General features: G+C 62.2%; 16 protein-coding genes and 4 tRNA genes. 18 read left to right on the forward strand and 2 right to left on the reverse strand.

Annotation, left to right across the window (positions count from 1 at the left end):
- The first annotated feature begins 154 nt into the window (after window positions 1-154).
- The gene (locus HMPREF2710_RS04570) at window positions 155-472 is read left to right on the forward strand and encodes a nucleotidyltransferase family protein (protein WP_070599761.1); all 318 of its coding nucleotides are present in this window, start codon (window positions 155-157) and stop codon (window positions 470-472) included.
- 138 nt (window positions 473-610) lie between these two features.
- Here the strand turns inward: HMPREF2710_RS04570 and HMPREF2710_RS04575 are convergent, their stop codons facing one another.
- Together HMPREF2710_RS04575 and HMPREF2710_RS04580 are read right to left on the reverse strand one after the other, a co-directional pair.
- Window positions 611-1453, reverse strand: a complete 843-nt coding sequence (locus HMPREF2710_RS04575) for a response regulator (RefSeq protein WP_070599763.1) — start codon at window positions 1451-1453, stop codon at window positions 611-613.
- Between the two features lie 41 nt (window positions 1454-1494).
- Window positions 1495-2943, reverse strand: coding sequence for a histidine kinase (locus HMPREF2710_RS04580; protein WP_172855771.1), 1449 nt, complete (start codon window positions 2941-2943; stop codon window positions 1495-1497).
- Window positions 2944-3482: 539 nt separating this feature from the next.
- Between HMPREF2710_RS04580 and HMPREF2710_RS04585 the strand changes: the two genes are divergently transcribed.
- The 17 genes from HMPREF2710_RS04585 to HMPREF2710_RS04665 all read left to right on the forward strand — a co-directional run bounded on the left by HMPREF2710_RS04585 (window position 3483) and on the right by HMPREF2710_RS04665 (window position 21433).
- The gene (locus tag HMPREF2710_RS04585) at window positions 3483-4895 is read left to right on the forward strand and encodes a hypothetical protein (protein WP_246824528.1); all 1413 of its coding nucleotides are present in this window, start codon (window positions 3483-3485) and stop codon (window positions 4893-4895) included.
- 265 nt (window positions 4896-5160) lie between these two features.
- Window positions 5161-6216: a 3-isopropylmalate dehydrogenase gene (locus tag HMPREF2710_RS04590; protein ID WP_070599768.1), complete on the forward strand. Its 1056-nt coding sequence runs from the start codon at window positions 5161-5163 to the stop codon at window positions 6214-6216.
- A 366-nt stretch (window positions 6217-6582) separates the two neighbouring features.
- On the forward strand, window positions 6583-7680 hold the full coding sequence (locus HMPREF2710_RS04595) for a branched-chain amino acid aminotransferase (RefSeq protein WP_070599770.1): 1098 nt from the start codon (window positions 6583-6585) through the stop codon (window positions 7678-7680).
- Window positions 7681-7945: 265 nt separating this feature from the next.
- Complete coding sequence (locus HMPREF2710_RS04600; protein WP_005507404.1) at window positions 7946-8698, forward strand: fumarylacetoacetate hydrolase family protein; 753 nt, start codon at window positions 7946-7948, stop codon at window positions 8696-8698.
- 57 nt (window positions 8699-8755) lie between these two features.
- A complete protein-coding gene (gene gltX / locus HMPREF2710_RS04605) occupies window positions 8756-10267 on the forward strand; it encodes a glutamate--tRNA ligase (RefSeq protein ID WP_049362078.1) in 1512 nt (503 codons plus the stop codon).
- A gap of 2 nt (window positions 10268-10269) precedes the next feature.
- The gene (locus HMPREF2710_RS04610) at window positions 10270-10737 is read left to right on the forward strand and encodes a hypothetical protein (RefSeq protein ID WP_070506016.1); all 468 of its coding nucleotides are present in this window, start codon (window positions 10270-10272) and stop codon (window positions 10735-10737) included.
- 264 nt (window positions 10738-11001) lie between these two features.
- Window positions 11002-11077 (forward strand) — tRNA-Gly (locus HMPREF2710_RS04615).
- 489 nt (window positions 11078-11566) lie between these two features.
- Window positions 11567-11638 (forward strand) — tRNA-Gln (locus HMPREF2710_RS04620).
- Window positions 11639-11660: 22 nt separating this feature from the next.
- Window positions 11661-11733: transfer RNA gene (locus tag HMPREF2710_RS04625), tRNA-Glu, on the forward strand.
- Between the two features lie 403 nt (window positions 11734-12136).
- Window positions 12137-12211, forward strand: a tRNA-Val gene (locus HMPREF2710_RS04630).
- A gap of 108 nt (window positions 12212-12319) precedes the next feature.
- Window positions 12320-13168, forward strand: a complete 849-nt coding sequence (locus tag HMPREF2710_RS04635; protein WP_070599772.1) for a PD-(D/E)XK nuclease family protein — start codon at window positions 12320-12322, stop codon at window positions 13166-13168.
- 268 nt (window positions 13169-13436) lie between these two features.
- Window positions 13437-14042 (forward strand): peptide deformylase, encoded by a 606-nt coding sequence (def, locus tag HMPREF2710_RS04640; RefSeq protein ID WP_070599774.1) that lies wholly within the window; start codon window positions 13437-13439, stop codon window positions 14040-14042.
- A gap of 6 nt (window positions 14043-14048) precedes the next feature.
- Window positions 14049-15017 (forward strand): methionyl-tRNA formyltransferase, encoded by a 969-nt coding sequence (fmt, locus tag HMPREF2710_RS04645; protein ID WP_070599776.1) that lies wholly within the window; start codon window positions 14049-14051, stop codon window positions 15015-15017.
- The gene (locus tag HMPREF2710_RS04650; protein WP_070599778.1) at window positions 15014-17026 is read left to right on the forward strand and encodes an RsmB/NOP family class I SAM-dependent RNA methyltransferase; all 2013 of its coding nucleotides are present in this window, start codon (window positions 15014-15016) and stop codon (window positions 17024-17026) included. The genes fmt and HMPREF2710_RS04650 overlap by 4 nt, the downstream gene beginning before the upstream one ends.
- Window positions 17027-17080: 54 nt before the next feature.
- Entirely contained in the window at window positions 17081-17782 is a 702-nt protein-coding gene (gene rpe / locus HMPREF2710_RS04655) for a ribulose-phosphate 3-epimerase (protein ID WP_012903301.1), read from the forward strand.
- Window positions 17783-18139: 357 nt separating this feature from the next.
- Entirely contained in the window at window positions 18140-19213 is a 1074-nt protein-coding gene (locus tag HMPREF2710_RS04660) for an ABC transporter substrate-binding protein (protein WP_070599780.1), read from the forward strand.
- 126 nt (window positions 19214-19339) lie between these two features.
- Window positions 19340-21433, forward strand: coding sequence for a peptidase (locus HMPREF2710_RS04665; protein WP_070599782.1), 2094 nt, complete (start codon window positions 19340-19342; stop codon window positions 21431-21433).
- The last annotated feature ends 76 nt before the right edge of the window (window positions 21434-21509 follow it).

Below are 21509 nucleotides of genomic sequence, written 5' to 3' on the forward strand. Positions count from 1 at the left end.
TTTTGTTGTCCAAGAAACGGGAGGCAGTTCACAGGAGGCGCCCGCCGGGGCTTCGCTGTGTCCTTTATTCTGTTGCGTCCTCTAGTCTGCTGTGCTTGTGCTCTCAGATTCTTGGAGCTGACCTGTAGCATGGCTTTGCGCGTATGATGGGTGTATGAGCACTAGCCACCCCAATCTGCGTCGCGGGTACACGCTACCCCATGAAGCGGAGGTTCTTCAGATCCTCCGTGACGCTGATGTGCGCCGTGCCCGACTCTTCGGCAGCGCCGCCCGCGGTGAGCTGACCGAAACCAGCGACCTGGATTTTCTGGTGCAGATGCCGGGGATAGCCCCTTTTGACGAGTTCATGCAGATGGTCGACGCTCAGCACCGCATTGAACAGCTGACCGGCCGTAGCGTTGATATGGTCACCCGGTTGCGCCCCCGCATCTATGCGGAGGCAGAACCGGACATGGTGGAGTTGCCGCTATAAGAAGTTGCCTGAGCTGATGAGCGACTTTGAACGAATCATCGACGAGATACAAGAAACCACTTAACTAAAGAGCCCCGGAGGGTGCCTCGAAAAGGAGGCGCCCGCCGGGGCTTCACTGTGCCCTTATATAAGGGAGCGCTAGTGGGCGATACCCGCCTCATACGCCATAATGACCGCCTGCACACGATCACGCGCACCCAACTTCGCCAACACATGCGACACATGCGTCTTCACCGTCGCCTCCGAAAGCACCAGCTCCCGCGTAATCTCCGCATTCGACAAGCCGCGCGCAATCAAACCCAGCACCTCAAACTCACGCGGCGACAACTGCTCAATCAACTCACGATGCGGATAACCCTGCACAGTCTCAAAGCTTGCATGCTCAGCCGGAATAAACGTTGCCTTCGGAAGCTCAGAACCAGCAGCCGGGGGAGTAGCAGGAACAGACTCGGCGGCAGGAACAACAGGAGCGGCAGGTGCGGGGGAGTCCAGCACCGGAATCATGTGCTCCAACAGTCGGCGAGTCGCAGATGGCGCAATCACCGCATCGCCGCGGTGCACCGTACGAATCGCCTCCAGCAGCTGCTCCGGCGGGGTGTCCTTCAACAAGAACCCGCTCGCACCCGCACGCACCGCAGAATACACGTACTCGTCAATGTCGAAGGTCGTGAGCATGATAATGCGCACCCGCTCATCCTCGGAAACTTCACGCTCGCCGTCACGCTCCAGAATACGGCGCGCCGCCTCCAGGCCGTCGCAGTGCGGCATGCGCACATCCATGAGGATGACCTGCGGCGCCTGCCCCTCAGAGACCATGCGGTCAAAAACGTCAATCGCCGCCAGGCCGTCATCAGCTTCCATGACGACCTGCAGGTCCGGCTGGGAGTTGACGAGCATGCTCAAGCCGCCGCGCACTAGGCGCTGGTCGTCAACGAGCATCACGCGGATCGGCTGGGTGGTCTGTGGTGCAGAAGAGTACATAGTTTCAATCCTAGATCACGAGGTAGTAGAGGGCACCGGTATTAGAGGTCGCGGTAGGGCAGCGCCGCCTCAACGAGCCAGCCGCCGTCAGGCTGCAGGCCGTAGGTGAGGGTGCCGTGGTAGAGGGCGATGCGCTCGCTCATGCCGCGCAGACCGTTGCCGCTACCGGGTACAGGGCGGGCAATGTGCTGAGCTGTGGCAGAGGAAACCGGGCCGTTCTGAACCCACAACTGCAGACCGTCCTCGCCCCAGTGAATGGTGACGGTGGTTGCCGCGCCGGGGGAGTGCTTGAGCGCGTTGGTGAGCGCCTCCTGCACGGTGCGGTACGCCGCGAGTTCTGCGCCCTGCGGTAGGGTGCGCGCCATGGTGCCGGTGATTCCGGTGAAGGTGACGGGTAGCCCGGCGCGGCGGCTCTGCTCCACGAGGGCGGGCACATCGTTGAGGGTGGGCACGGGCGCGTAGGCGGTCGCCTCGTCCGTGCGGAGTAGCCCGAGCAGGGAACGCATCTGCGTGAGGGAGTCGCGTGCCGTGTCTGCGATGAGTTCTAGGGTCTGCTCGGCAATATCCGGTTCGCTCTGCTGAGCCTGACCGGACTGCTCAGCCTGTTCAGTTTGCTGCTCTGCCTGCTGTGCCTGTTGTGTTTGCTGGGCGCGGGCGGTGCGTGCGGTGCGGGCGCTCGCGGCGGCGTAGCGTGCCCCGTCTGCCTGGGAAATAATGCTGGAGAGCGAGTGCGCCACAATATCGTGCATTTCACGGGCGATGCGGGTGCGTTCATCCTGTGCGGCGAGGCGGCGTTCCTGTTCCTGTTCGTATTCGAGGCGGCGGGCGCGTTCTTTGAACTCTTCGCTGCGCAGTTCGCGCATGCGGCGGGAGTCGCCGAGGAACCAGAAGACGGTGAAGATGGATCCGCAGAGCACGCCAAACATCAGGGAGATGAAGATGCGGGCGGGTATGTCGTCCCAGTGGTAGAGGAATGAGAGCGAGGCCTGCACGGTGACGGCGAGTGCGCCGACCCAGCCGAGAATGAGGCCGCGGAAGCGGGCGCGGCGGGTCCAATGCCTGCCGATATGGTAGGCGGCGAGGCTGACGGGCGGGTAGCAGGTGATGGCGAGTGAGTCGGGGAAGGGCTCCACGAGGGTGAGGCAGAGCGCCGCGATGACCACGTAGATGCTGCCGTAGGGGAAGCGGTAGCGGAAGTAGAGCGCGGTGGTGCTGCAGAGCGCGGAGATGACCGGGATCCAGCCGTAGCTGTTGACGAAGGCTGCTGAGAGCACGCAACAGAAGAACTGCATGTGCGCAACGACGATGATGTTCATCCAGCTGCGTTTGTCTCTGATATAGTTTTGCACGCGGCTGGAGGCGCTGATTGCGTCGGCGGGTAGGTCGCTGTTTTCTGAGCGGCCGCGGGTATGCGTTACGGCGTGGCCTGATTCGGCTGTCTCTGTGCTGTGCTGTGGGTTCTGCTGGGGTTCGGTGTGCTTGAGGGGCATGTTTCCAGTGTATCGGGGTGGTGGGGCGGGACTGGGAGCCTCTTTCTACTCTCACATGCAGGGATATTTTGTGGGTTTGTGTGTGGGGGTGTGTGCTTGAGTGAGTATGACACGCCAAAAACAGCTATTTTTAGTGACCTTAGTTACTTTTTTGAAAAATATTCCTTCAACTAAAACTTGAGAGTTTGGGGTTGTATGGGCTTCGAATTCGGGTTTAAGAGACCAGTAACTCCCTTAAGCAACCTATTTTGGTTGAAAAACCTTCAACTAAGGCGGAGAGTTTAAGGGAAACCCCCTCATCAAACCATTTTTGGAACCATTGCGGGATAGGTTCTTGATGGGTATAGTTTTAGCCGTACCCGAAATCTGCGCCCGAGGTCTAAGGCCTTACAGAACGAACACCAAGCGTTCTGAAGCGCGTCTCCCTATGTAGGGGAGCGGAGTACAGCATTATGTCGTTATCACCAGAGGTTAGGCGCAAGCCTACTTCACTCACTCGAATCTCATCAGGTGACGTTCTTCGCCGCGCACGACGGCGGGTGATAACTTTTATTCCTCAAAATGACATCACTCTCGAAGGACATACATGTCTACTAACATTTTCTCGCCGCAAGGTTGTCGCTGGCGCAGCATGGGCTGCTCCGGTTGTCGCAGCATCTGCTGCAGTTCCCGCTTTCGCTTCCTCCACTGTTTGTGAGTGGGAAGAGACCGTAGCTTACTCCGCAAACGGCGCCGCATCCGGTGCTAAGGGCACCGCATCCTTCGTCGTTCCCGCACTGGTCGACAAGATCAAGTTCGAGGTCGTCGGTGGCGCTGGTGGTACCAACTACGACGATATGGCAGCAGGTTCCGGTGCAAAGATCACCGGTATCATCGAGGTCAAGCCCGGCCAGACCGTTCAGCTCATCGGCGCAGCCGGTGGTATTGGTAACGGCCCCCTGACTGCAGCTGAGGGTGGTGAGGGCTACGGTAACGGTGGTTCCTCCAACCTGCCCAACCCCATCCCCTCCAGCATCATGCAGCAGGTCAACACTATTTGGCCCGCTAACTCCCCCCTGAAGCGTATTACCTACTCCGCATCCGGTGGTGGCTCCTCCGCTCTGGTCATCAACGGTACCCCCGTTGCAGTCGCAGGTGGCGGTGGTGGCGCTGGCTTCATCAACAACGGTGGCGCTAACAACAACCCCCAGTACATGGAAGCTGGCGCAGTGACTGCTTCTTGGCAGTGGCCCTCCGGCGCAAAGCGCAACGGCAACATCATCTTCGGTTCCACCGGTGGTTCCGCTGACGGTGCATCGGGTTCTGCAGGTCTTGAAGGCTTCGGTATCTACGACGCTGACAACTCTATCCGCGAAACCGTTGAGGCCGGTGAAGGTGGCGCAAACGGTATCGGTGGTAACGGTGGTGCTAAGACCGCTCTGCACACCGGCAAGTCCCCGAACGGTGTTCTGGGCTTCTCCTCCGCCAACAACCAGGAGATTTACCAGTCCTCCAAGTCCGGTAACAATGGTGGCTCCGGCTTCACCGGTGCCGGTGGTGACGGTGTAGCATCCTACTCCTACCTGATCGACAACAACGATCGCACCAAGAAGGAAGAGGGTACCCACAACGGTACCGGTTACGCTCTCGAGTACTCCTCCATCGGCTTCAACTTCAACGGCTACGAGTCCGTCATCTCCGCAGGTGGTGGCGCAGGCTACGGTGGCGGTGGCTCCGGTGCTTCCAGCTCCTCCTCCGCAATCGTTCTGACCCAGAAGTGGAACAACAACCCCAACGGTATCCGCCAGAACGTCTCCTTCGGCCAGCTCGGCGGCGGCGGCGGCGCAGGTGGTTCCTACGTTGCTCCCGGTGTTTCCGGCGGTACCATTACCTCCGCAGGTAACGCTCCGACCGCTCGTAGCGAACGTGGCAACGGCTACGTCAAGGTCACCCTCTGCAAGCGCACCGCGTAATTGCATAGACCTTTAGGGCTCTCACTCTGAGTGAGAACTCGTAACGATATTCCCCGGCTGATAATTCAGCCGGGGAATATTGTTTTAACCGGTAGAGGCTGAACACCACAGAATCCAGAACCCCAGACTTCAGGAGGCGGGTCTGGGTCAAGGCGCTGCCGGGCAGAGACTGGGGGGGGGGTAGCCCAGAGCCCGTCTAGCCCAGAGTCTGAGAACCCGTCCGCACACTCTACCGCCCACCCGCTGCGCGTATTACGGTAGAGGCATGACTGAAGCACGTAGCATCGACCTCGCCGTCATCCCCGGCGACGGCATCGGCCCCGAAATCATTACCGAAGCCCAGCGCATCCTCACCCGCGCCTGCGAGCTCGAAAACATCACCGTAACCCCCACCCACTACAAGCTCGGCGCCGAGCACTGGCTGGAAACCGGTGAAACCCTGCCCGACTCCACCATGGACGCCCTCAAGCAGCACGACGCGATCCTCTTCGGTGCCATCGGTGCAGACCCGCGCAGCGGCAAGATTCCCTCCGGCCTCATCGAACGCGAAATGCTCCTGAAGTTGCGCTTCGCCTTCGACCACTACATCAACCTGCGCCCCTCCCGCCTGTACCCCGGTGCAGTCTCCCCGCTCGCCAACCCCGGCAACATCGACTTCGTCGTCGTGCGTGAAGGCACCGAAGGCCCCTACATCGGCAACGGCGGCGTGATTCGCCAGGGCACCCCCCACGAAATCGCCACCGAAGTCTCCCTCAACACCGCACACGGCGTGGAGCGCCTGGTACGTTACGCCTTCGAGCTGGCATCCACCCGCCGCAAGAAGGTCACCCTCGTACACAAGACCAACGTGCTCACCCACGCAGGTCGCCTCTACAACCGCTACTTCACCGAAATCGCGGCTGAATTCCCCGAGGTTGAGACTGACTACCTGCACATTGACGCGACCACCATCTTCATGGTCACCGACCCCGCCCGCTTCGACGTGATCGTCACCGACAACCTCTTCGGCGACATCATCACCGACCTCGCAGGTGCAGTGACCGGCGGTATCGGCTACGCGGCAAGCGGCAACATCAACGCCGTCGGCGAGTTCCCCTCCATGTTCGAGCCCGTACACGGCTCCGCACCGGACATTGCCCGCCAGAACAAGGCAAACCCCACCGCCGCAATCCTCGCCGGCGCAATGCTGCTGCGCCACCTCGGCCACGACGCCGCCGCAGCCCGCATTGAGGACGCTGTTGAGGCAGATATGCGCGAAAACGGCGCGAGCGTGCGCGGAACCGATCAGGTCGGCGCGGACGTGCTCGCACGCCTCGGTTAATACTTGCCTAATACTTGCCCGGCTATAACTGGCTCGGCTAAAACGTGAACTACGCTAGTGAAGCCCGGAAGGAACGCACCTTCCGGGCTTCACCTGTTCACATCCTGAATGGCAGAAAAGGTGCGCATGCGGCAAACTCATCTTTCCGGTACTCTAAAACAGGTCAGGCACACCCGCCCGGCACCTCGGCGGTGGACACCATCCACCACTAGCTTTGATGCATCCAACTAGCACAGACCGCTAGATGCACCATCTGCCCCGCACGACAACGCGCCCGGCGGCACACACCGGTCCCTCGCCCCGCCGCGAGAACCGCCACTCAAAGAACGCCCACAGAGGCAACTAGACGAAGAGGAACGCAGAACGATGGCAACCGAATTCAGCCACGAAGCAAACCAGTCACCCGCCACCGCCGAACGCCGCGCCGAAATCCTCGCAAACCCCGGCTTCGGCGACTACTTCAGCGACCACATGGTCACCATCGACTGGGAAGGCGACTACAAGACCGGCGGCACCTGGTACGACGCACGAGTTCACCCCTACGGCCCGCTGACCCTCGATCCCGCCTCCGCTGTCTTCCACTACGGCCAGGAAATCTTCGAAGGCGTCAAGGGCTACCGCCACGCTGACGGCTCCGTATGGACCTTCCGCCCCGAAAAGAACGCAGAACGTTTCGCACGCTCCGCACACCGCCTCTCCCTGCCCGAACTGCCCGCAGAACTGTTCGTCGAATCCCTGCGCGAACTCGTCAAGGCAGACGAAGCATGGGTACCCACCGGCGACGGTGAAGCCTTCTACTTCCGCCCCTTCATGATCGCAACCGAGGCGTACCTCGGCGTGCGCCCCGCAAAGCACGTGCAGTACCACGTCATCGGCTCGCCCGCAGGTAACTACTTCGGTACCCCCGAACCCGTAGACATCTGGCTCTCCACCACCTACGCCCGCGCAGGCGAAGGCGGCACCGGTGCGGCAAAGTGCGGCGGCAACTACGCGGCATCGATGATCGCCCAGACCGAAGGCGAAAAGCACGGCTGCAAGCAGGTCATCTTCAAGGACCCGCACCGCGGCGACGCCATCGAAGAGCTCGGCGGCATGAACGTGTTCTTCATCTTCGGCAAGGAAAACAAGATCGTCACCCCCGAACTGACCGGCACCATCCTGGAGGGCGTGACCCGCTCCTCGCTGATTCAGCTCGCCAAGGACCGCGGCATGACCGTCGAAGAGCGCGCAATCACCCTCACCGAATGGCGTGAAGGAGTGGCAAACGGCGACATCACCGAAATCTTCGCCTGCGGCACCGCAGCAGTGGTCGCGCCCATCGGCAAGCTCAAGGCAGAAGACTTCGAAATCCCGGCACCCACCGAGCACTTCGGCGAAATCTCCAAGAGCCTGCGCGAAGAGCTCGTCGGCATTCAGCTCGGCACCGTTGAGGACCGCCACGGCTGGATGACCCGCCTCATCTAAAACGTGAATCTAACGTAACCAGCGAAATCCCCGCAGGATGCGCCCGCACCCGGAACGCGCACCCGCGGGGATTCGCTGTGCCCGGTCAGTGCTGTGCTCAGCGAATATTGCGCGCGGTGTTGATAACGCGAGGATAGGGGAGGGGAGGCGCACCCCGCCGAACCTAATAGCGTTGAACCCCGCGGGGATTCGCTGTGCCCGCTAAAACCTGCCCCGCCAATTCCGCCCGCCGCTCACACCCTCGAAGGCTGGTACCCTAGAAAGTATGCGTATTGCACGATTTACCGTAAATAATGAGCTCCACTTCGGGCTGGTAGAAGGCGACGCAGGCGAAGAAACCCTGCGCGTACTCGCCGGCGACCCCTTCTACTCGGGCATCGAACCGACCGGTACCACCTACCCCATCGACCAGGTGCGCCTGCTCGCCCCGATCATCCCCCGCTCCAAGGTGATTGGAGCGATCGCAAACTGGGCAGGAACCGAGGCGCCCGCCTCCCCGCAGTTCTTCCTCAAGCCCAACACCACCGTGATTGGCCCCGGCGACCCCGTGACCCTGCCCGAGTACTCCGAAGCCGTCAGCGCAGAAGGTGAACTCGCCGTCATTATCGGTCGTATCGCCAAGTCCGTGCCTCTTGAGCGCGTGCACGAAGTCATCTTCGGCTACACCGTAGCCAACGACCTCACCGCCCGCGACCTGCTCGAAGACCGCCAGTGGACCCGCGCCAAGGGTTTCGACGGCTCCACCCCGCTCGGCCCGTGGATCGAAACCGACCTGGACACCGACTCGCTGAACATCACCACCTGGGTTGACGGCGACGTCGTGCAGGAAGGCAACACCTCCGAAATGCACTACTCCGTAGCCGAACAGGTTGCCGCAGCCTCCGAAATCTTCACCCTGCTGCCCGGCGACGTACTGCTCACCGGCACCCCCGCCGGCATCAGCGTACTGCGCGACGGCAACGAAGTAGAGGTCGAAGTCGAAGGCATCGGCTCCCTCGTCACCCGCGTGCGCGACTAAGCAGCCCGCACCCAAAAACGTAACGTACATCCTGAAACACACCGTCAAGGAGACATCATGACCGAATACCACGGTCCCGTACTCAACAGCCCCGCAGACACCCGCGTCCGCTTCTGCCCCTCGCCCACCGGCACCCCGCACGTGGGCATGGTCCGCACCGCCCTCTTCAACTGGGCGTACGCACGCCACACCGGCGGCAAGCTGATTTTCCGCATCGAAGACACCGACGCGGCACGCGACTCCGAAGAGTCGTTCAACCAGGTGCTCGAATCCCTGCACTGGCTCGGCATCAACTGGGACGAAGGCGTTGGCGTCGGTGGTCCCCACGAGCCCTACCGCCAGTCCGAGCGTAAGACCGCAGGCATCTACAACGAGATCTTCGAAAAGCTCGTTGAAGGCGGCTACGTGTACGAAGACTTCTCCACCCCCGACGAGGTGAAGGAACGCCGCAAGGCAGCCGGTCAGGACCCGCAGCTCGGCTACGACAACTACGACCGCAACCTCACCGAAGAGCAGAAGGAAGCCTACCGCGCCGAGGGCCGTAAGCCCGTGTGGCGTCTGCGTATGCCCGACGAGGACATCACCTTCAACGACCTCGTTCGCGGTGAAATCACCTTCAAGGCCGGTACCGTGCCCGACTACGTGGTCGTCCGCTCCAACGGCGACCCGCTGTACCCCTTCGTGAACCCCGTCGACGACGCACTCATGGGCGTCACCCACGTGCTGCGCGGTGAGGACCTGCTCTCCTCCACCCCGCGCCAGATTGCGCTCTACCGCGCGCTCATCGACACCGGCGTGACCAGCTTCATCCCCGAATTTGGTCACCTGCCCTACGTCATGGGCCAGGGCAACAAGAAGCTCTCCAAGCGCGACCCCGAATCGAACCTCTTCCTGCTGCGCGACTCCGGCTTCATCAAGGAAGGCCTGCTGAACTACCTGTCCCTGCTGGGCTGGTCTCTCTCCGCAGACCAGGACGTCTTCAGCATCGACGAGCTCGTCGAGCACTTCGACGTACACGACGTTGTCGCCAACCCCGCACGCTTCGACGTGAAGAAGGCAGAGTCCATCAACGGCGACCACATCCGTGCGCTCGACCCCAAGGACTTCCGCGACCGCCTCATCCCGTACCTGCAGGCTGCAGGCGTACTCGGCGAAACCCTCACCGAGCGCGAAGAGCAGGTCCTCACCGAAGCTGCACCCCTCGTCCAGGAGCGTATGCAGCTGCTCGGCGAAGCACCCGGCCTGCTCGCATTCCTCTTCAAGGCTGACGAAGAAATCAGCACCGCAGACGACGCACGCAAGCAGCTCAAGGAATCCGCACCGCAGGTCCTCGCCGCCGCAATCGAGGCACTCGAGCCCCTCGAGGACTTCACCGCAGCCAACATCGAGGCAGCCCTGCGCGCCGCAATCGTCGACGGCCTGGAAATCAAGCCGCGCCTCGCATTCGGCCCCGTGCGTATCGCAGTGTCCGGTGAGCGCATCTCCCCGCCCCTGTTCGAATCCATGGAAATCCTGGGCAAGGAATCCTCCCTCGCACGCCTGCGCAAGCTTGCCGCTGAACTGAGCTAACCATGAGCCAGCCGAATAACCAATCCATCATCGGCAAGGCGCTGCTCAAGGGCACCCTCATGGCGCTCACCAACGCCTGCATTATCTGGCTGATTCTGTACATCGCCAACATGGACAAGTCCGTCTTGATGGTGGTCGCTGTTGTCGTTGCGGCAGCCTTCGGGTACGTGACCGCCTACTTCGAGGCGCGCGCCGCCCTGAACGCTCAAGAAGCTCAGGCACGGCACGCCCGCGGTGGCGACGTCAGCAGCTCGTCTGACGGCGTAGACACTTCGGATTCTTCGGACTCTTCGCGTGAAGAGGACGACGAAGACGACTTCGTGGACCCGGGCCCCGACCCGGACGCGGGCGACTTCGACGCCGGAAGCTCCAGCAGCTACAGCAGTTCGGACTACAGCAGCTACAGCAGCTCCGACTACTCTGGCGGCGGCGATTCCGGTGGAGGCGACTCTGGCGGTAGCAGCGACTAAGCTCTAGAGAATCCCCTTATCCAGCGGGAATCTGACGACCGAAAGGTCTGAAGGAAACCCGGTGGATAAGGGGATTTTTCATAAATTTGAGAATATTTTTTGTGATGGGTATTTCCTGTAAAACTACTAGTCGGTATCTTTTGCGGAGGTGAATCTGGCTCCATTTTGGGGAGTGTGGCAAGAATTTGGTTTGCGCACCCCGGTAAAGGCTCGTATAGTAGTACCTGTTGTTACGACGAACTGAAAAGTTCAAAGCGAAAACATGCGGTTGTAGCTCAGTTGGTAGAGCACCACCTTGCCAAGGTGGATGTCGCGAGTTCAAGTCTCGTCAACCGCTCCACTCAAGCCCCGAGGTTCGCCTCGGGGCTTTTTCGTTGTCTCTGGGTTTTGCTGTCTCTGGGTTTTTAGTTTTTGGAGGCGTGGGCAGCGGGTCCTGTGATCTTTCCCGAGGTGGTTGCTTGGGCGGGTTGGTCGCCATGATGCTTTGGTTATCTGGTTATCTGACTGCCCGGAGGTAGTACAGGAAAAATCTTCAAAAAAATTTGGGGCTCAAAGCGTGCGGGGGAGGGGATAAAACTACTCTCCAAGTCCCCTCGGAGCTGCTGTGAAGGGTGAAAATCGGCCCTAAAACCCTCTTTTTGAAGAAATTTAAAAAACTTTTTAACCCCAAAAACCCCGGAAACACGCGGAAGTAGCGGGCATAAAACCGTGAATGTGAGGCGTCTCTCCAGATTTCGGCTTGCACGCCTCCAGAAAGACCCGTATAGTTATTACTCGTTCCGGTGAAAAGCCGAAAGGCGAAAAACGGAACGGTAACTCAATAGAGTAATGGGATATGGTGTAATTGGCAACACGAAGGTTTCTGGTTCCTTTGTTCTAGGTTCGAGTCCTGGTATCCCAGCTAACCTCCTAACGGAGGTTGCGGCCCCATCGTATAGCGGCCTAGTACTCCGCCCTCTCACGGCGGCAACACCGGTTCAAATCCGGTTGGGGTCACACTAGGAAAGAAGCTCTCCAGTCGAAAGGCTGGGGAGCTTTTTTGTTTATATATTTATTCGTTAGCTACCTCTTGCTTTGGGGTGCCGCTGTGAGCCTCTCACGGCGCCGCTCCTTACGTCACGGCACTCCGGGGCATGATGAAATCCCTCGCGCGCTCGGCATCATGCACCCTCCGTCACCGTTACAAATCCGGTTGGGGTCACCACTAGGAAAGAAGCTCTCCAGTCGAAAGACTGGGGAGCTTCTTTGTTTATCGGGTAAAAATAAGCCCAGAATCTATAGTGCCGCCGCATACTCATCGAAACACAAGTGGCTTCTCGGCGGGAAGGAAACAGGAAGGAAAAAAGGGGAGCGCAAAATTTGACCTTCACGCCAAGCCTCGGTATAGTCTTATCCGTAAGCGTGATTGGCGCAGTGGTAGCGCGCTTCGTTCACACCGAAGAGGTCACTGGTTCGAACCCAGTATCACGCACCAATAACCCCCGTTTCAAGGAACGGGGGTTTTATTATGCCCACCGGTATTTGTGCCCACAAGCAGTACAAACCCAGCCGCGGACACAACCACCCGAGAATGAGGTACCCCGTGACAACACCCGAACTCGCCGCAGCCACCGACTACGGACGCATGTACGCGCGTAAGCGCGGAGGAGAACCCCTCGTCCCCTCCATCACCACCGTCATCGGGCAGCACGCCAACGACCTCAGCGGCTGGCACGGGTACATGGCAGCCAAAGCCGCCCTCGAAGACCAGCGCGCCTACCGCGCCTCCGGATCCCACGGCCTCAAGTTCGCCATTATCCGCGACGCAGCCAGCGCCTCCGAACGATACCGCGACGCAGCCGCCGCCCGAGGCGACCGCGTCCACAACTACGCCGAAGCCGTCGCCCTGCGCGCCATGGGCCGCGAACACAACCTCGACGAAAGCCGCGAACAGCTCATCCTCAACGGCGAACAGGCCTACGCCGACCGCTTCGACGAATGGTGGGAAGCCTTCAAGCCCCGCCCCCTCGCCGCCGAAGTCACCATCTGGAACGACACCGTCGGCTACGCGGGCACGCTCGACCTCGTCGCAGAAATCGCGGGCCGAACCTGCATTATCGACTACAAAACCAAAGGCACCGACAAACGCGGCCGCGTCAAAGCACTCGACGAGAAAGTCGTCATGCAGCTCGTCGCCGGACTCAAAGCTGAAGAATCCATCGTTGACCCCGACGAAGGCACCTGGGAACCCTGGAAATACGGCGACGCGCCCGTCCTCATGGGCGTGGCACTCGGCGAAACGCAGGTGCTGCCGCAGCAAGCAAACCCCGCCGTGCTCGAACGCAACTGGTACAAGTTCTGCGCCCTGCGCCGCGTCTGGGAATTCGACCGCCAGGTTCAAGAATTTGAAGACCCCGCGCTCATGCCCGTAGTGCCGCCGCCGGTGGCATAGGGGAGTAGACGGCATAGGGGAGAGGCCCCAACAGCCGGGGAGGTGAGGCTCAGCCCTCACCCTGCCGCCTCCACCCCCAGCGCCTCGATTCGTTCTAGATTCGCGCTACTGAATCGGCGACAATAGAACAATAGGCAGAACGGCGCACCTGCTGTGAAGAATGCGCCCGCTGTGAAGAACCCGCTACTGAGAAAACCGCCAGCGCAGTTCTGCCGCCATATTGAAATCCGTAAGCACATTCCCGGCACCCCGCCGGCAAAGGAGAACCATGACCATCCTGAGCATCCGCACCGTAGGCGACCCGGTGCTGCGCAGCGTCTGCGACCCAATCACCGTCTTCGACGACGACCTGGCACGACTTATCGACGACATGCTAGAAACCATGTACGACGTGGGCGGCGTGGGCCTTGCCGGCCCGCAGGTTGGCATCTCCAAGCAGATTTTCACCTTCGGCGGTATTGACGACCGCGAAGGCTACATCATCAACCCTGTGCTTGAAATCGGCGAAGAAGACCAGGAAGGCGGCGAAGGCTGCCTGTCTGTGCCCGGTCAGAAGTCCGCGACCCCGCGTAAGAACTGGGCGCGCGTGACCGGCGTGGACCGCCACGGCGAACCCCTCGTGCTGGAGGGTGAGGGCCTGTTCGCGCGCATGCTGCAGCACGAAACCGACCACCTGCACGGCAAGCTGTTCATCGACCGCCTCGTGGGTGAAGACCGCCAGCGCGTGATGCGTGCCCTGCGCGCCGCAGACTACAACACTGTTGCCGCGAAGACCGTGACCGAGCGTGCAACCCGCGTGGGCGGTGCCTTTGGCGGCGGTGGCGCATTCGGTGCCGGTTCTGCCGGTTCCTCCTTCGGTAGCTTCGGAAAGTAGGCTCACATGCTCAACATCATTTACGCAGGCACCCCCGACGTTGCCGTGCCCCCGCTCGACTACCTGGCGAACTCCGATAAGGTTCGCGTGGTCGGCGTGCTCACCCGCGAAGACGCCCCCGTGGGTCGCAAGCGCGTGCTCACCCCCTCCCCGGTCGCGCAGCGTGCCGAAGAGCTCGGCCTGCCCGTCGTGAAGGCAAACCGCTGGAACGACGAAGCCGCCGCGGCCATCGCCGAACTGAACGCTGACGCAGCCGCCGTGGTCGCCTACGGTGCCCTGCTGCCGCTGCCCGCGCTCGAATCCCTGCGCTACGGCTGGGTCAACCTGCACTTCTCCAAGCTGCCCGCATGGCGCGGCGCCGCCCCCGTGCAGCGCGCCCTCATGGCCGGTGAGCAGGAAATTTTCTCCACCACCTTCCTGCTCGAAGAAGGCCTGGACACCGGCCCCACCTTCGAACAGGAATCCACCCCCGTAGCCGCCGACGACACCGCAGGCACCGTGCTGATGCGCCTCGCAACCAGCGGCGGCGCACTGCTTGAACGCACCTTCGAACGCCTCGAAGCGGGCGAGAACGGCACCGTGCAGGTCGAGGACGAATCGGTCAGCTACGCCTCCAAGATGAGCATTGCTGACGGCCGCCTCACCTGGACCGAACCCGCCGAGCAGATCCTGGCACGCTTCCGTGGCGTGACCCCCGAACCCGGCGCATGGTGCGAACTGGGCGAAAACCGCTTCAAGATCGGTGGTCTGGCGGTTGCCGATGAGCACCTGGTGCAGTCCCTGACCGAGGCGAACGGCGGCCCCCTCGCACCCGGTGCGGTGCGTCTGCACGCGAAGAAGGTACTGGTCGGCACCGGTACCGAACCCCTGATGCTGCTGCAGGTTCAGCCTGCCGGTAAGAAAATGATGGATGCGCCCGCGTGGGCTCGCGGCGCTGGCAAGGACATGGCGGAAGGCCTGGTGGTACTCGCATGAGCAACGAAAAGCGCCCCTACAAGGGAGGACACGGCAAGCCCGGTCACTCCGGTAAGCCCGGCAACGGCAAGTTCGGCCAGGGTAACTCCAATCAGGGCGGCGGCCAGGGTAACGGTCAGGGCGAGGGCGGTGCGAAGCGTAAGCGTCGCCGCCGCTCCGGCGCTGGCAACGGCTCGAGTTCTGGCGTGAGCGAGCAGAACCGCCAGCAGTCCCAGAATTCCCAGCGTACTCAGAACCAGCGTTCGCAGGGCCAGCGCTCCCAGAATCAAAGTTCTCAGGGCCGCCCGCAGAAGTGGGACGACAACTCCCGCAGCGAATCGCGCACCGGCCGCCGTTTTGACGGCCTGACCAGCGTCGAACGCGCCGCACGCCGCGCCAAGACCGAGCACGACGACACCAAACGCGGTGGCGGCGGCACCTCCCAGCGCAATAAGAGCGGCCACGAACGCAACCGCCGCTCCATGTCCGCCCGCGAATTCTCCGCGGTGGCGCCCTCCGCACGCTCGCGTACTGCAGACACCGCACGCGCCACCGTCTTTGAGGTGCTACGCTCCGTGGCGGAATCCGATGCCTACGCGAACCTCGTGCTGCCCAAGGCGATTCGTAGCCACCGCCTCGACCACCGCGACGCAGGCTTCGCCACCGAGCTGACCTACGGCACGCTACGCCACCAGGGCACCTACGACGCAATCCTCAGCCGCTGCGTAGACCGCCCCATCGAGAAGGTCGGCACCACCACCCTGATCGTGCTGCGCATGGGCGTGCACCAGCTGCTGAACATGCGCGTTCCCGCCCACGCGGCACTGAACCAGAGCGTGTCCCTGGCACGCGAAAAGATCGGTGCGGGCCCTGCAAGCTTCATCAACGCGGTGCTGCGCCGCGTCTCCGAGCGCACCCCCGAAGAATGGTACGAACTCATCATCGAGGACGCGAAGGACGACACCGAGCGCATGGCGCTGCTCGCCTCGCACCCCGGCTGGATTGTGCGTTCCATGCGCCAGGCACTCGTCGCACACGGCCGCCCCGCCTCCGAAATTGAGCAGCTGCTTGAAGCGGACAACCTCGCCCCCGTGGTGAACCTGGTTGCGCTGCCCGGCCTGGGTAGCCTCGACGAGGCACGCGAACAGGGCGCCGTCGACGGCGAGCTGGTTGAAGGTTCGGCGCTGTACGCCTCCGGTGACTTGGCACGCCTGGAATCCGTACGTGAAGGCACCGTCCGCGCGCAGGATGCTGGCTCCCAGCTGGTGGCACGCGCGCTCGCCGCAGCACCCCTGGACGGCACCGACACCGCCTGGCTCGACCTGTGCGCAGGCCCCGGCGGTAAGGCGGCGCTCCTCGGCGCACTCGGTATTCAGCGCGGCGCATCCCTGGTCGCCAACGAGGCGGCACCGCACCGCGCGCAGCTCGTGGAATCCTCCATGCGCCCCCTGCCCGAGGACAGCTACACGGTACTCACCGGCGACGGCCGCCAGATTCGCGAGACCCTGCGCAAGAACGCCTCCGACCTGCCCAGATCCATTGAGCCCGGTCAGCTTTTCGACCGCGTGATGGTGGATGTGCCCTGCTCCGGTCTGGGGGCCCTGCGCCGCCGCCCCGAGGCGCGTTGGCGCAAGTCCCCGCGTGATATTGCCGAGCTGTTGCCCCTGCAGCGTCAGCTCCTGGACGCAGCCATTGAGGCGACCCGCCCCGGCGGCGTCATCGCCTACGTGACCTGCTCCCCGCACGCGGCAGAAACCCAGAACATTGTTGCCGAGGTGCTCGAAAGCGGCGCGGTCAGCCTGCTTGATTCCGCCGCCGCACTGCGTGAAGTCGCCCTGCACACCGAAGGCGCGAACGGCGAACCCGTGAGCGTGCTGGCGGGGGAGAAGGACCCCGGCCACACCCCCGAGATCAAGGTCAAGAAGGGTGCGCCGGTCGTGAAGGCTTCGGAGAACCCGACCACCGCACAGCTGTGGCCGCACGTGCACGGAACCGACGCCATGTTCCTCGCCCTGCTGCGTAAGAACTAGCCGCTTCACCGCCTAGCATCATCCGCCATACGGCACGGATTTGAAAGGAACCCCATGGGTATTGCTATTAACCCGTCGATTCTTTCGGCGGATTTCGCGAACCTGCAGCGCGAGCTGGAGCGCATTTCCACCGCAGACGCCGCGCATATTGACGTGATGGACAACCACTTCGTCCCCAACCTCACCTGGGGCCCGCCCGTGGTCAAGCGTCTGCGCGAAATCTCCCCGGTGCCGTTCGACGTGCACCTGATGATTGAGGACGCCGACCGTTGGGCACCCGAATACGCCAGCATGGGCTGCGAATCGGTGACCTTCCACGCGGAGGCGGCTATCGCCCCCATCAAGCTGGCGCGCACCCTGCGTGCTGAGGGCGCGAAGGCTGGCATGGCGCTGCGCCCGGCAACCGCCGTGGAACCCTACCTGGACATGCTCAGCGAACTGGACATGCTGCTAATCATGACCGTGGAACCCGGCTTCGGCGGCCAGGCATTCCTGGATGTGACCCTGCCGAAGATTGCCCGCGCCGCCAAGGCGATTGAGGGCGCGAACCTGCCGGTGACCGTGCAGGTGGACGGCGGCATCACCGAAGAGACCATCCTGCGTGCCGCGGAGGCGGGCGCAACCTGCTTCGTTGCAGGCAGCTCGGTCTACGGTGTGGACGAGGCGCTCGGCGGTCCGGAGGCGGCAATCGCCTCCCTGCGTGCGGCGGCAGCATCGGTCAAGCGTTCCGGCGCCGGTTGCGGTTGCGGCTGCTAGCGGTGCTCGCCGGTAACAGTGCCCAGTCACTCTGATACTGCTGCCCGCGCCCATAAAACCTCATACGCCCCGTTGTGAAGACTGTGCCTCGTCGCGGCTCTTTGCGGCGGGGCGTTTTGCGTGCCAGGCGTTCTCAACCACCGCAGATTTATAGTGAGACGACAGCAGGGGATAGACCCCCGTTTAAGTGACGTAGTGTCAGCAAGACTATGACAAAGCGTGAAATATGTTACCCCGCGCAATTCCGCGGCAAAACCGGGCATTCTGACGGTCAGAGAAGCCAAGCTGAACCCGCCTTGATGTAACACTCAGATATCTGTAAGGTTAGGTATAGTTTAGTCATTTATAGGGGGAACTATGTCTTTCAACCGAACCGAGCTGACCGACACCGAAAACCACGGCGCATCGGGCGTTAACCGCCGCGCCTTCTTTGGCCTGGCGCTCGCCTCCTCGGCAGCTCTCGCCCTCGCAGCATGCAGCAGCGAGACCACCACGACCACCACTTCCGGCGGTTCCACCTCCGGAGGCAACAGCGGCACCCGCACCATCAAGGACATTGATGAGGAGAACGTAGAAGTTCCCGCCAACCCGCAGAAGGTTATCGTCCTCTCTGAACCCACCCTCGATGGCCTGCTCGCCCTCGGCGTGACCCCCGCCGGTTCCGTCTCCGGTCGCGGCCAGTCCGGCGTGCCCAACTACCTCGCCGACCGTGCCAAGGGCGTGCAGATCATCGGCACTGTCGCCCAGGTCAACTACGAGCAGATTGGCAACCTTGATCCCGACCTGATTCTGGTCGACTCCACCGGCGTGGACAAGCGCTCCGAAACCTACGAAACCCTCAAGAAGATCGCCCCCGTGGTCTACTGCGGCTACGCGGGCGGCGACTGGCGCATCAACTTCCGCAACGTCGCTAACGCCATGAACATGGTCGACAAGGGCGAAGAAGTCATCAAGGCATACGAGGCAAGCGCCGCAACGTTGAAGGATCAGCTCGCCCCCAAGTACGGCGACAAGACCTTCTCCATTGTCCGCTGGGCAGGCAACGGCCCCGCCCTGATTCTCAAGGAACTGCCCGCCGGTCAGGTGCTCACCGACCTGGGCCTCAAGCGCCCCGAGGCGCAGGACCGCAACGGCCAGGGCCACTCCGAGCCGGTCTCCCTGGAGAACCTGGCAACCATCGACGCGGACTACATGTTCCTGGGCACCCTCGGCGGCGCAAGCCAGCAGAACCCGAACGCGCAGGGCTCCGCAGGTCTGCAGGGCGCCGAAGAAGCACTGAATAAGGCGAAGGAAACCTCCGGCTTCACCAACCTGAAGGCAGTCAAGGACGACCACGTGATTCTCGTGGACGGCTCCAAGTGGACCTCCACCGGCGGCCCGCTGCTGCTCGAGGGCATTATTGAAGACGTCAAGAAGGCGCTTCCGCTCTAAACGCCCCGCTCTAAATACCCTGTGAAGCAATCACCCGCTGAAGCTTCCGCCACCCTTCCCGCCGCGACCTAAAAACCGCGGCGGGAAGGGGATGCACGACCCACCACACCATCCTCAAGGACCACAATGACCGAAACTCGACCCGTGCGCACCGCAGCCCGCTACGGTGCCGTCGTGGCTCTCGTCGGCGCGCTCATCACCCCCGGAGCAGCGCTGACCGGCACCACTCTCGCATTCGCGGATACCCCCGCCGCCACCCAGCAGGAAGCTAAGGCTGCCGTGACCATCTCTACCGAGAAGTGGCGCGAAGGTAAGCTCGTGCTGCGCGGCACCGGCTTTACCAGCACCGCACCCGGTCGCGGCGCAGTGTTCGCCGTGAAGTTCCTCGACGCCCTGCCGGATGAAGCGCACCAGGCGATTAACCCGATCACCAAGAAGGGCGGCAACTCGCCCGCGAACTTCATGGCAACCGCCAAGGAGGACGGCACCTTCGAGGTTGAGGTGTCCCTGCCGACCCCCGAAAACACCGGTCTGACCGCTGAGCAGCTGAAGAACAAGGGCTGGACCGTGGAGGGTACCAGCCACCGTATTCAGGTGCTTTCCGGTTCCCTGGGTGGTACGGATGCGGACGGTAACACCTACGACCGTCGTGCATCTGTGTCGCAGAATATTACGCTGAGCGACCCGGCTCCGAGCCCGGCACCGACCGCAGAGCCCACCGCAGAGCCCACCGCTGAGCCCAGTGCAACTGCAGAGCCTTCCATGACTGCCGCGCCTACCGCGGAACCGAGCGCAACTGCAGAGCCTTCTGCGACCGCTGAGCCCAGTGCCACTGCAGAGCCGACCCCCGAGCCTACTGTGGAGCCCAGCGCAACTGCTGCTCCCACCCCCGAGCCGAGCGCAACTGCAGATCCTACGAAGCCTGTTGACCCGAAGCCTGCTGACCCCAAGCCCGCGAACCCGGTGAAGGCGAATGTCACCATCTCCACCGAAAAGTGGCGCGAAGGCAAGATTGTGGTGCGCGGTGAAGGCTTCGTAAGTAATGCTCCCGGTCGCGGCGCCATATTTGCGGTCAAATTCCTGGATGCCGTCCCCGATAATGCGCACCAGGCCATTAACCCCCTGACCAAGAAGGGCGGCAACTCGCCCGCAAACTTCATGGCAATCGCCAATGAAGACGGCACCTTCGAGGTTGAGGTTCCCCTGCCCACCACCGAAAACACCGGCTTGAGCGCTGAAGATTTGGCTAAGGCAGGCTGGGCTACCGAAAATTCCGAGCACAACGTGCAGATCCTCTCCGGTTCCCTGGGCGGAGCAGATGAGCAGGGTAAAAACTACGACCGTGGTGTGTCTATTCGACAGAAGATTAAGCTCAGCGACAAGGCTCCGGAGTACGCCCCCATTGACGCACCCGAGCCGGTCAACGCCTCCGAACTGACCGCGGGTAATGGCGTGCAGGTGAGCCGTGACGGTTCCACCGTGACCGTGACCGTGCCGAATGCTGAACCGGGCACTTGGGTGTACGCCGCGACCTACCTCGGCAACTCCCCGCAGACCCTCTACGGCTCCGGCTGGAAGCGTCTGGACGGCAACCGCAGCTTCAGCTACGAAACCAGCGTGAGCATGCCCGCCGCCACCTACCGCGTGGTTGTGCACAACGGCAACCAGGGCGCTGAAAATGCGGTGCTCGGTTTTGCTGACATGACCGTGGAACGCGCTGTTACCCCTCGTCAGGACGTTTCCCGTGATGAGCAGGACGCCACCGACCAGCTGGTTGAAGAGCTGAACGAGAACCCCGCAACCAGCACCTCTACAGCGCCTGTTCCCATGCGTAACGCGGGCGGCCGCATCAGCACCCGCGCCACCGACGTGGACGCATCCCTCGCCGCGCTCTCGCAGAGCACCGCTCCGGTCGTGAACCGTGTGCAGGCTAAGGCGAAGGTTCAGAACGCGCAGAAGTCCCTGGCTACCAGCCTGCAGAAGACCGAAGCCAACGCGAAGAAGGCTGCGAAGGCAGCCGCTGGTTCGCAGGGCTCGCAGAACACGCAGGGCTCCCAGAACTCCGCCGCAGGCACCAAGGCTCAGGGCCCGGTCATTGAGGGTACTGAGCTGACCGGCCTGACCAAGTGGGTGGTCAACAACGCCAACAACCTGCTGCTTTCGGCGGCTGGCCTGGTGGTTTTGGCTGCGGCTCTGATTCTGCGCACCTCCAAGAAGTAAGCTCTCTCAAGAAGTAAGCTCTGACCACACATTCATATCGGCACCGGCTCACGCCCCCCACTCTTGGCCCCGCACC

The organism is Rothia sp. HMSC069D01 (genome assembly GCF_001810135.1).
Taxonomy (GTDB): domain Bacteria; phylum Actinomycetota; class Actinomycetes; order Actinomycetales; family Micrococcaceae; genus Rothia.

Excerpts from the sequence above, each read along its gene's own strand:
- HMPREF2710_RS04570 (WP_070599761.1), top strand. The coding sequence starts at position 155 with ATGAGCACTAGCCACCCCAATCTGCGTCGCGGGTACACGCTACCCCAT.
- HMPREF2710_RS04575 (WP_070599763.1), bottom strand. The coding sequence starts at position 1,453 with ATGTACTCTTCTGCACCACAGACCACCCAGCCGATCCGCGTGATGCTC.
- HMPREF2710_RS04580 (WP_172855771.1), bottom strand. The coding sequence starts at position 2,943 with ATGCCCCTCAAGCACACCGAACCCCAGCAGAACCCACAGCACAGCACA.
- HMPREF2710_RS04590 (WP_070599768.1), top strand. The coding sequence starts at position 5,161 with ATGACTGAAGCACGTAGCATCGACCTCGCCGTCATCCCCGGCGACGGC.
- HMPREF2710_RS04595 (WP_070599770.1), top strand. The coding sequence starts at position 6,583 with ATGGCAACCGAATTCAGCCACGAAGCAAACCAGTCACCCGCCACCGCC.
- HMPREF2710_RS04600 (WP_005507404.1), top strand. The coding sequence starts at position 7,946 with ATGCGTATTGCACGATTTACCGTAAATAATGAGCTCCACTTCGGGCTG.
- gltX (WP_049362078.1), top strand. The coding sequence starts at position 8,756 with ATGACCGAATACCACGGTCCCGTACTCAACAGCCCCGCAGACACCCGC.
- HMPREF2710_RS04610 (WP_070506016.1), top strand. The coding sequence starts at position 10,270 with ATGAGCCAGCCGAATAACCAATCCATCATCGGCAAGGCGCTGCTCAAG.
- def (WP_070599774.1), top strand. The coding sequence starts at position 13,437 with ATGACCATCCTGAGCATCCGCACCGTAGGCGACCCGGTGCTGCGCAGC.
- fmt (WP_070599776.1), top strand. The coding sequence starts at position 14,049 with ATGCTCAACATCATTTACGCAGGCACCCCCGACGTTGCCGTGCCCCCG.
- HMPREF2710_RS04650 (WP_070599778.1), top strand. The coding sequence starts at position 15,014 with ATGAGCAACGAAAAGCGCCCCTACAAGGGAGGACACGGCAAGCCCGGT.
- rpe (WP_012903301.1), top strand. The coding sequence starts at position 17,081 with ATGGGTATTGCTATTAACCCGTCGATTCTTTCGGCGGATTTCGCGAAC.
- HMPREF2710_RS04660 (WP_070599780.1), top strand. The coding sequence starts at position 18,140 with ATGTCTTTCAACCGAACCGAGCTGACCGACACCGAAAACCACGGCGCA.
- HMPREF2710_RS04665 (WP_070599782.1), top strand. The coding sequence starts at position 19,340 with ATGACCGAAACTCGACCCGTGCGCACCGCAGCCCGCTACGGTGCCGTC.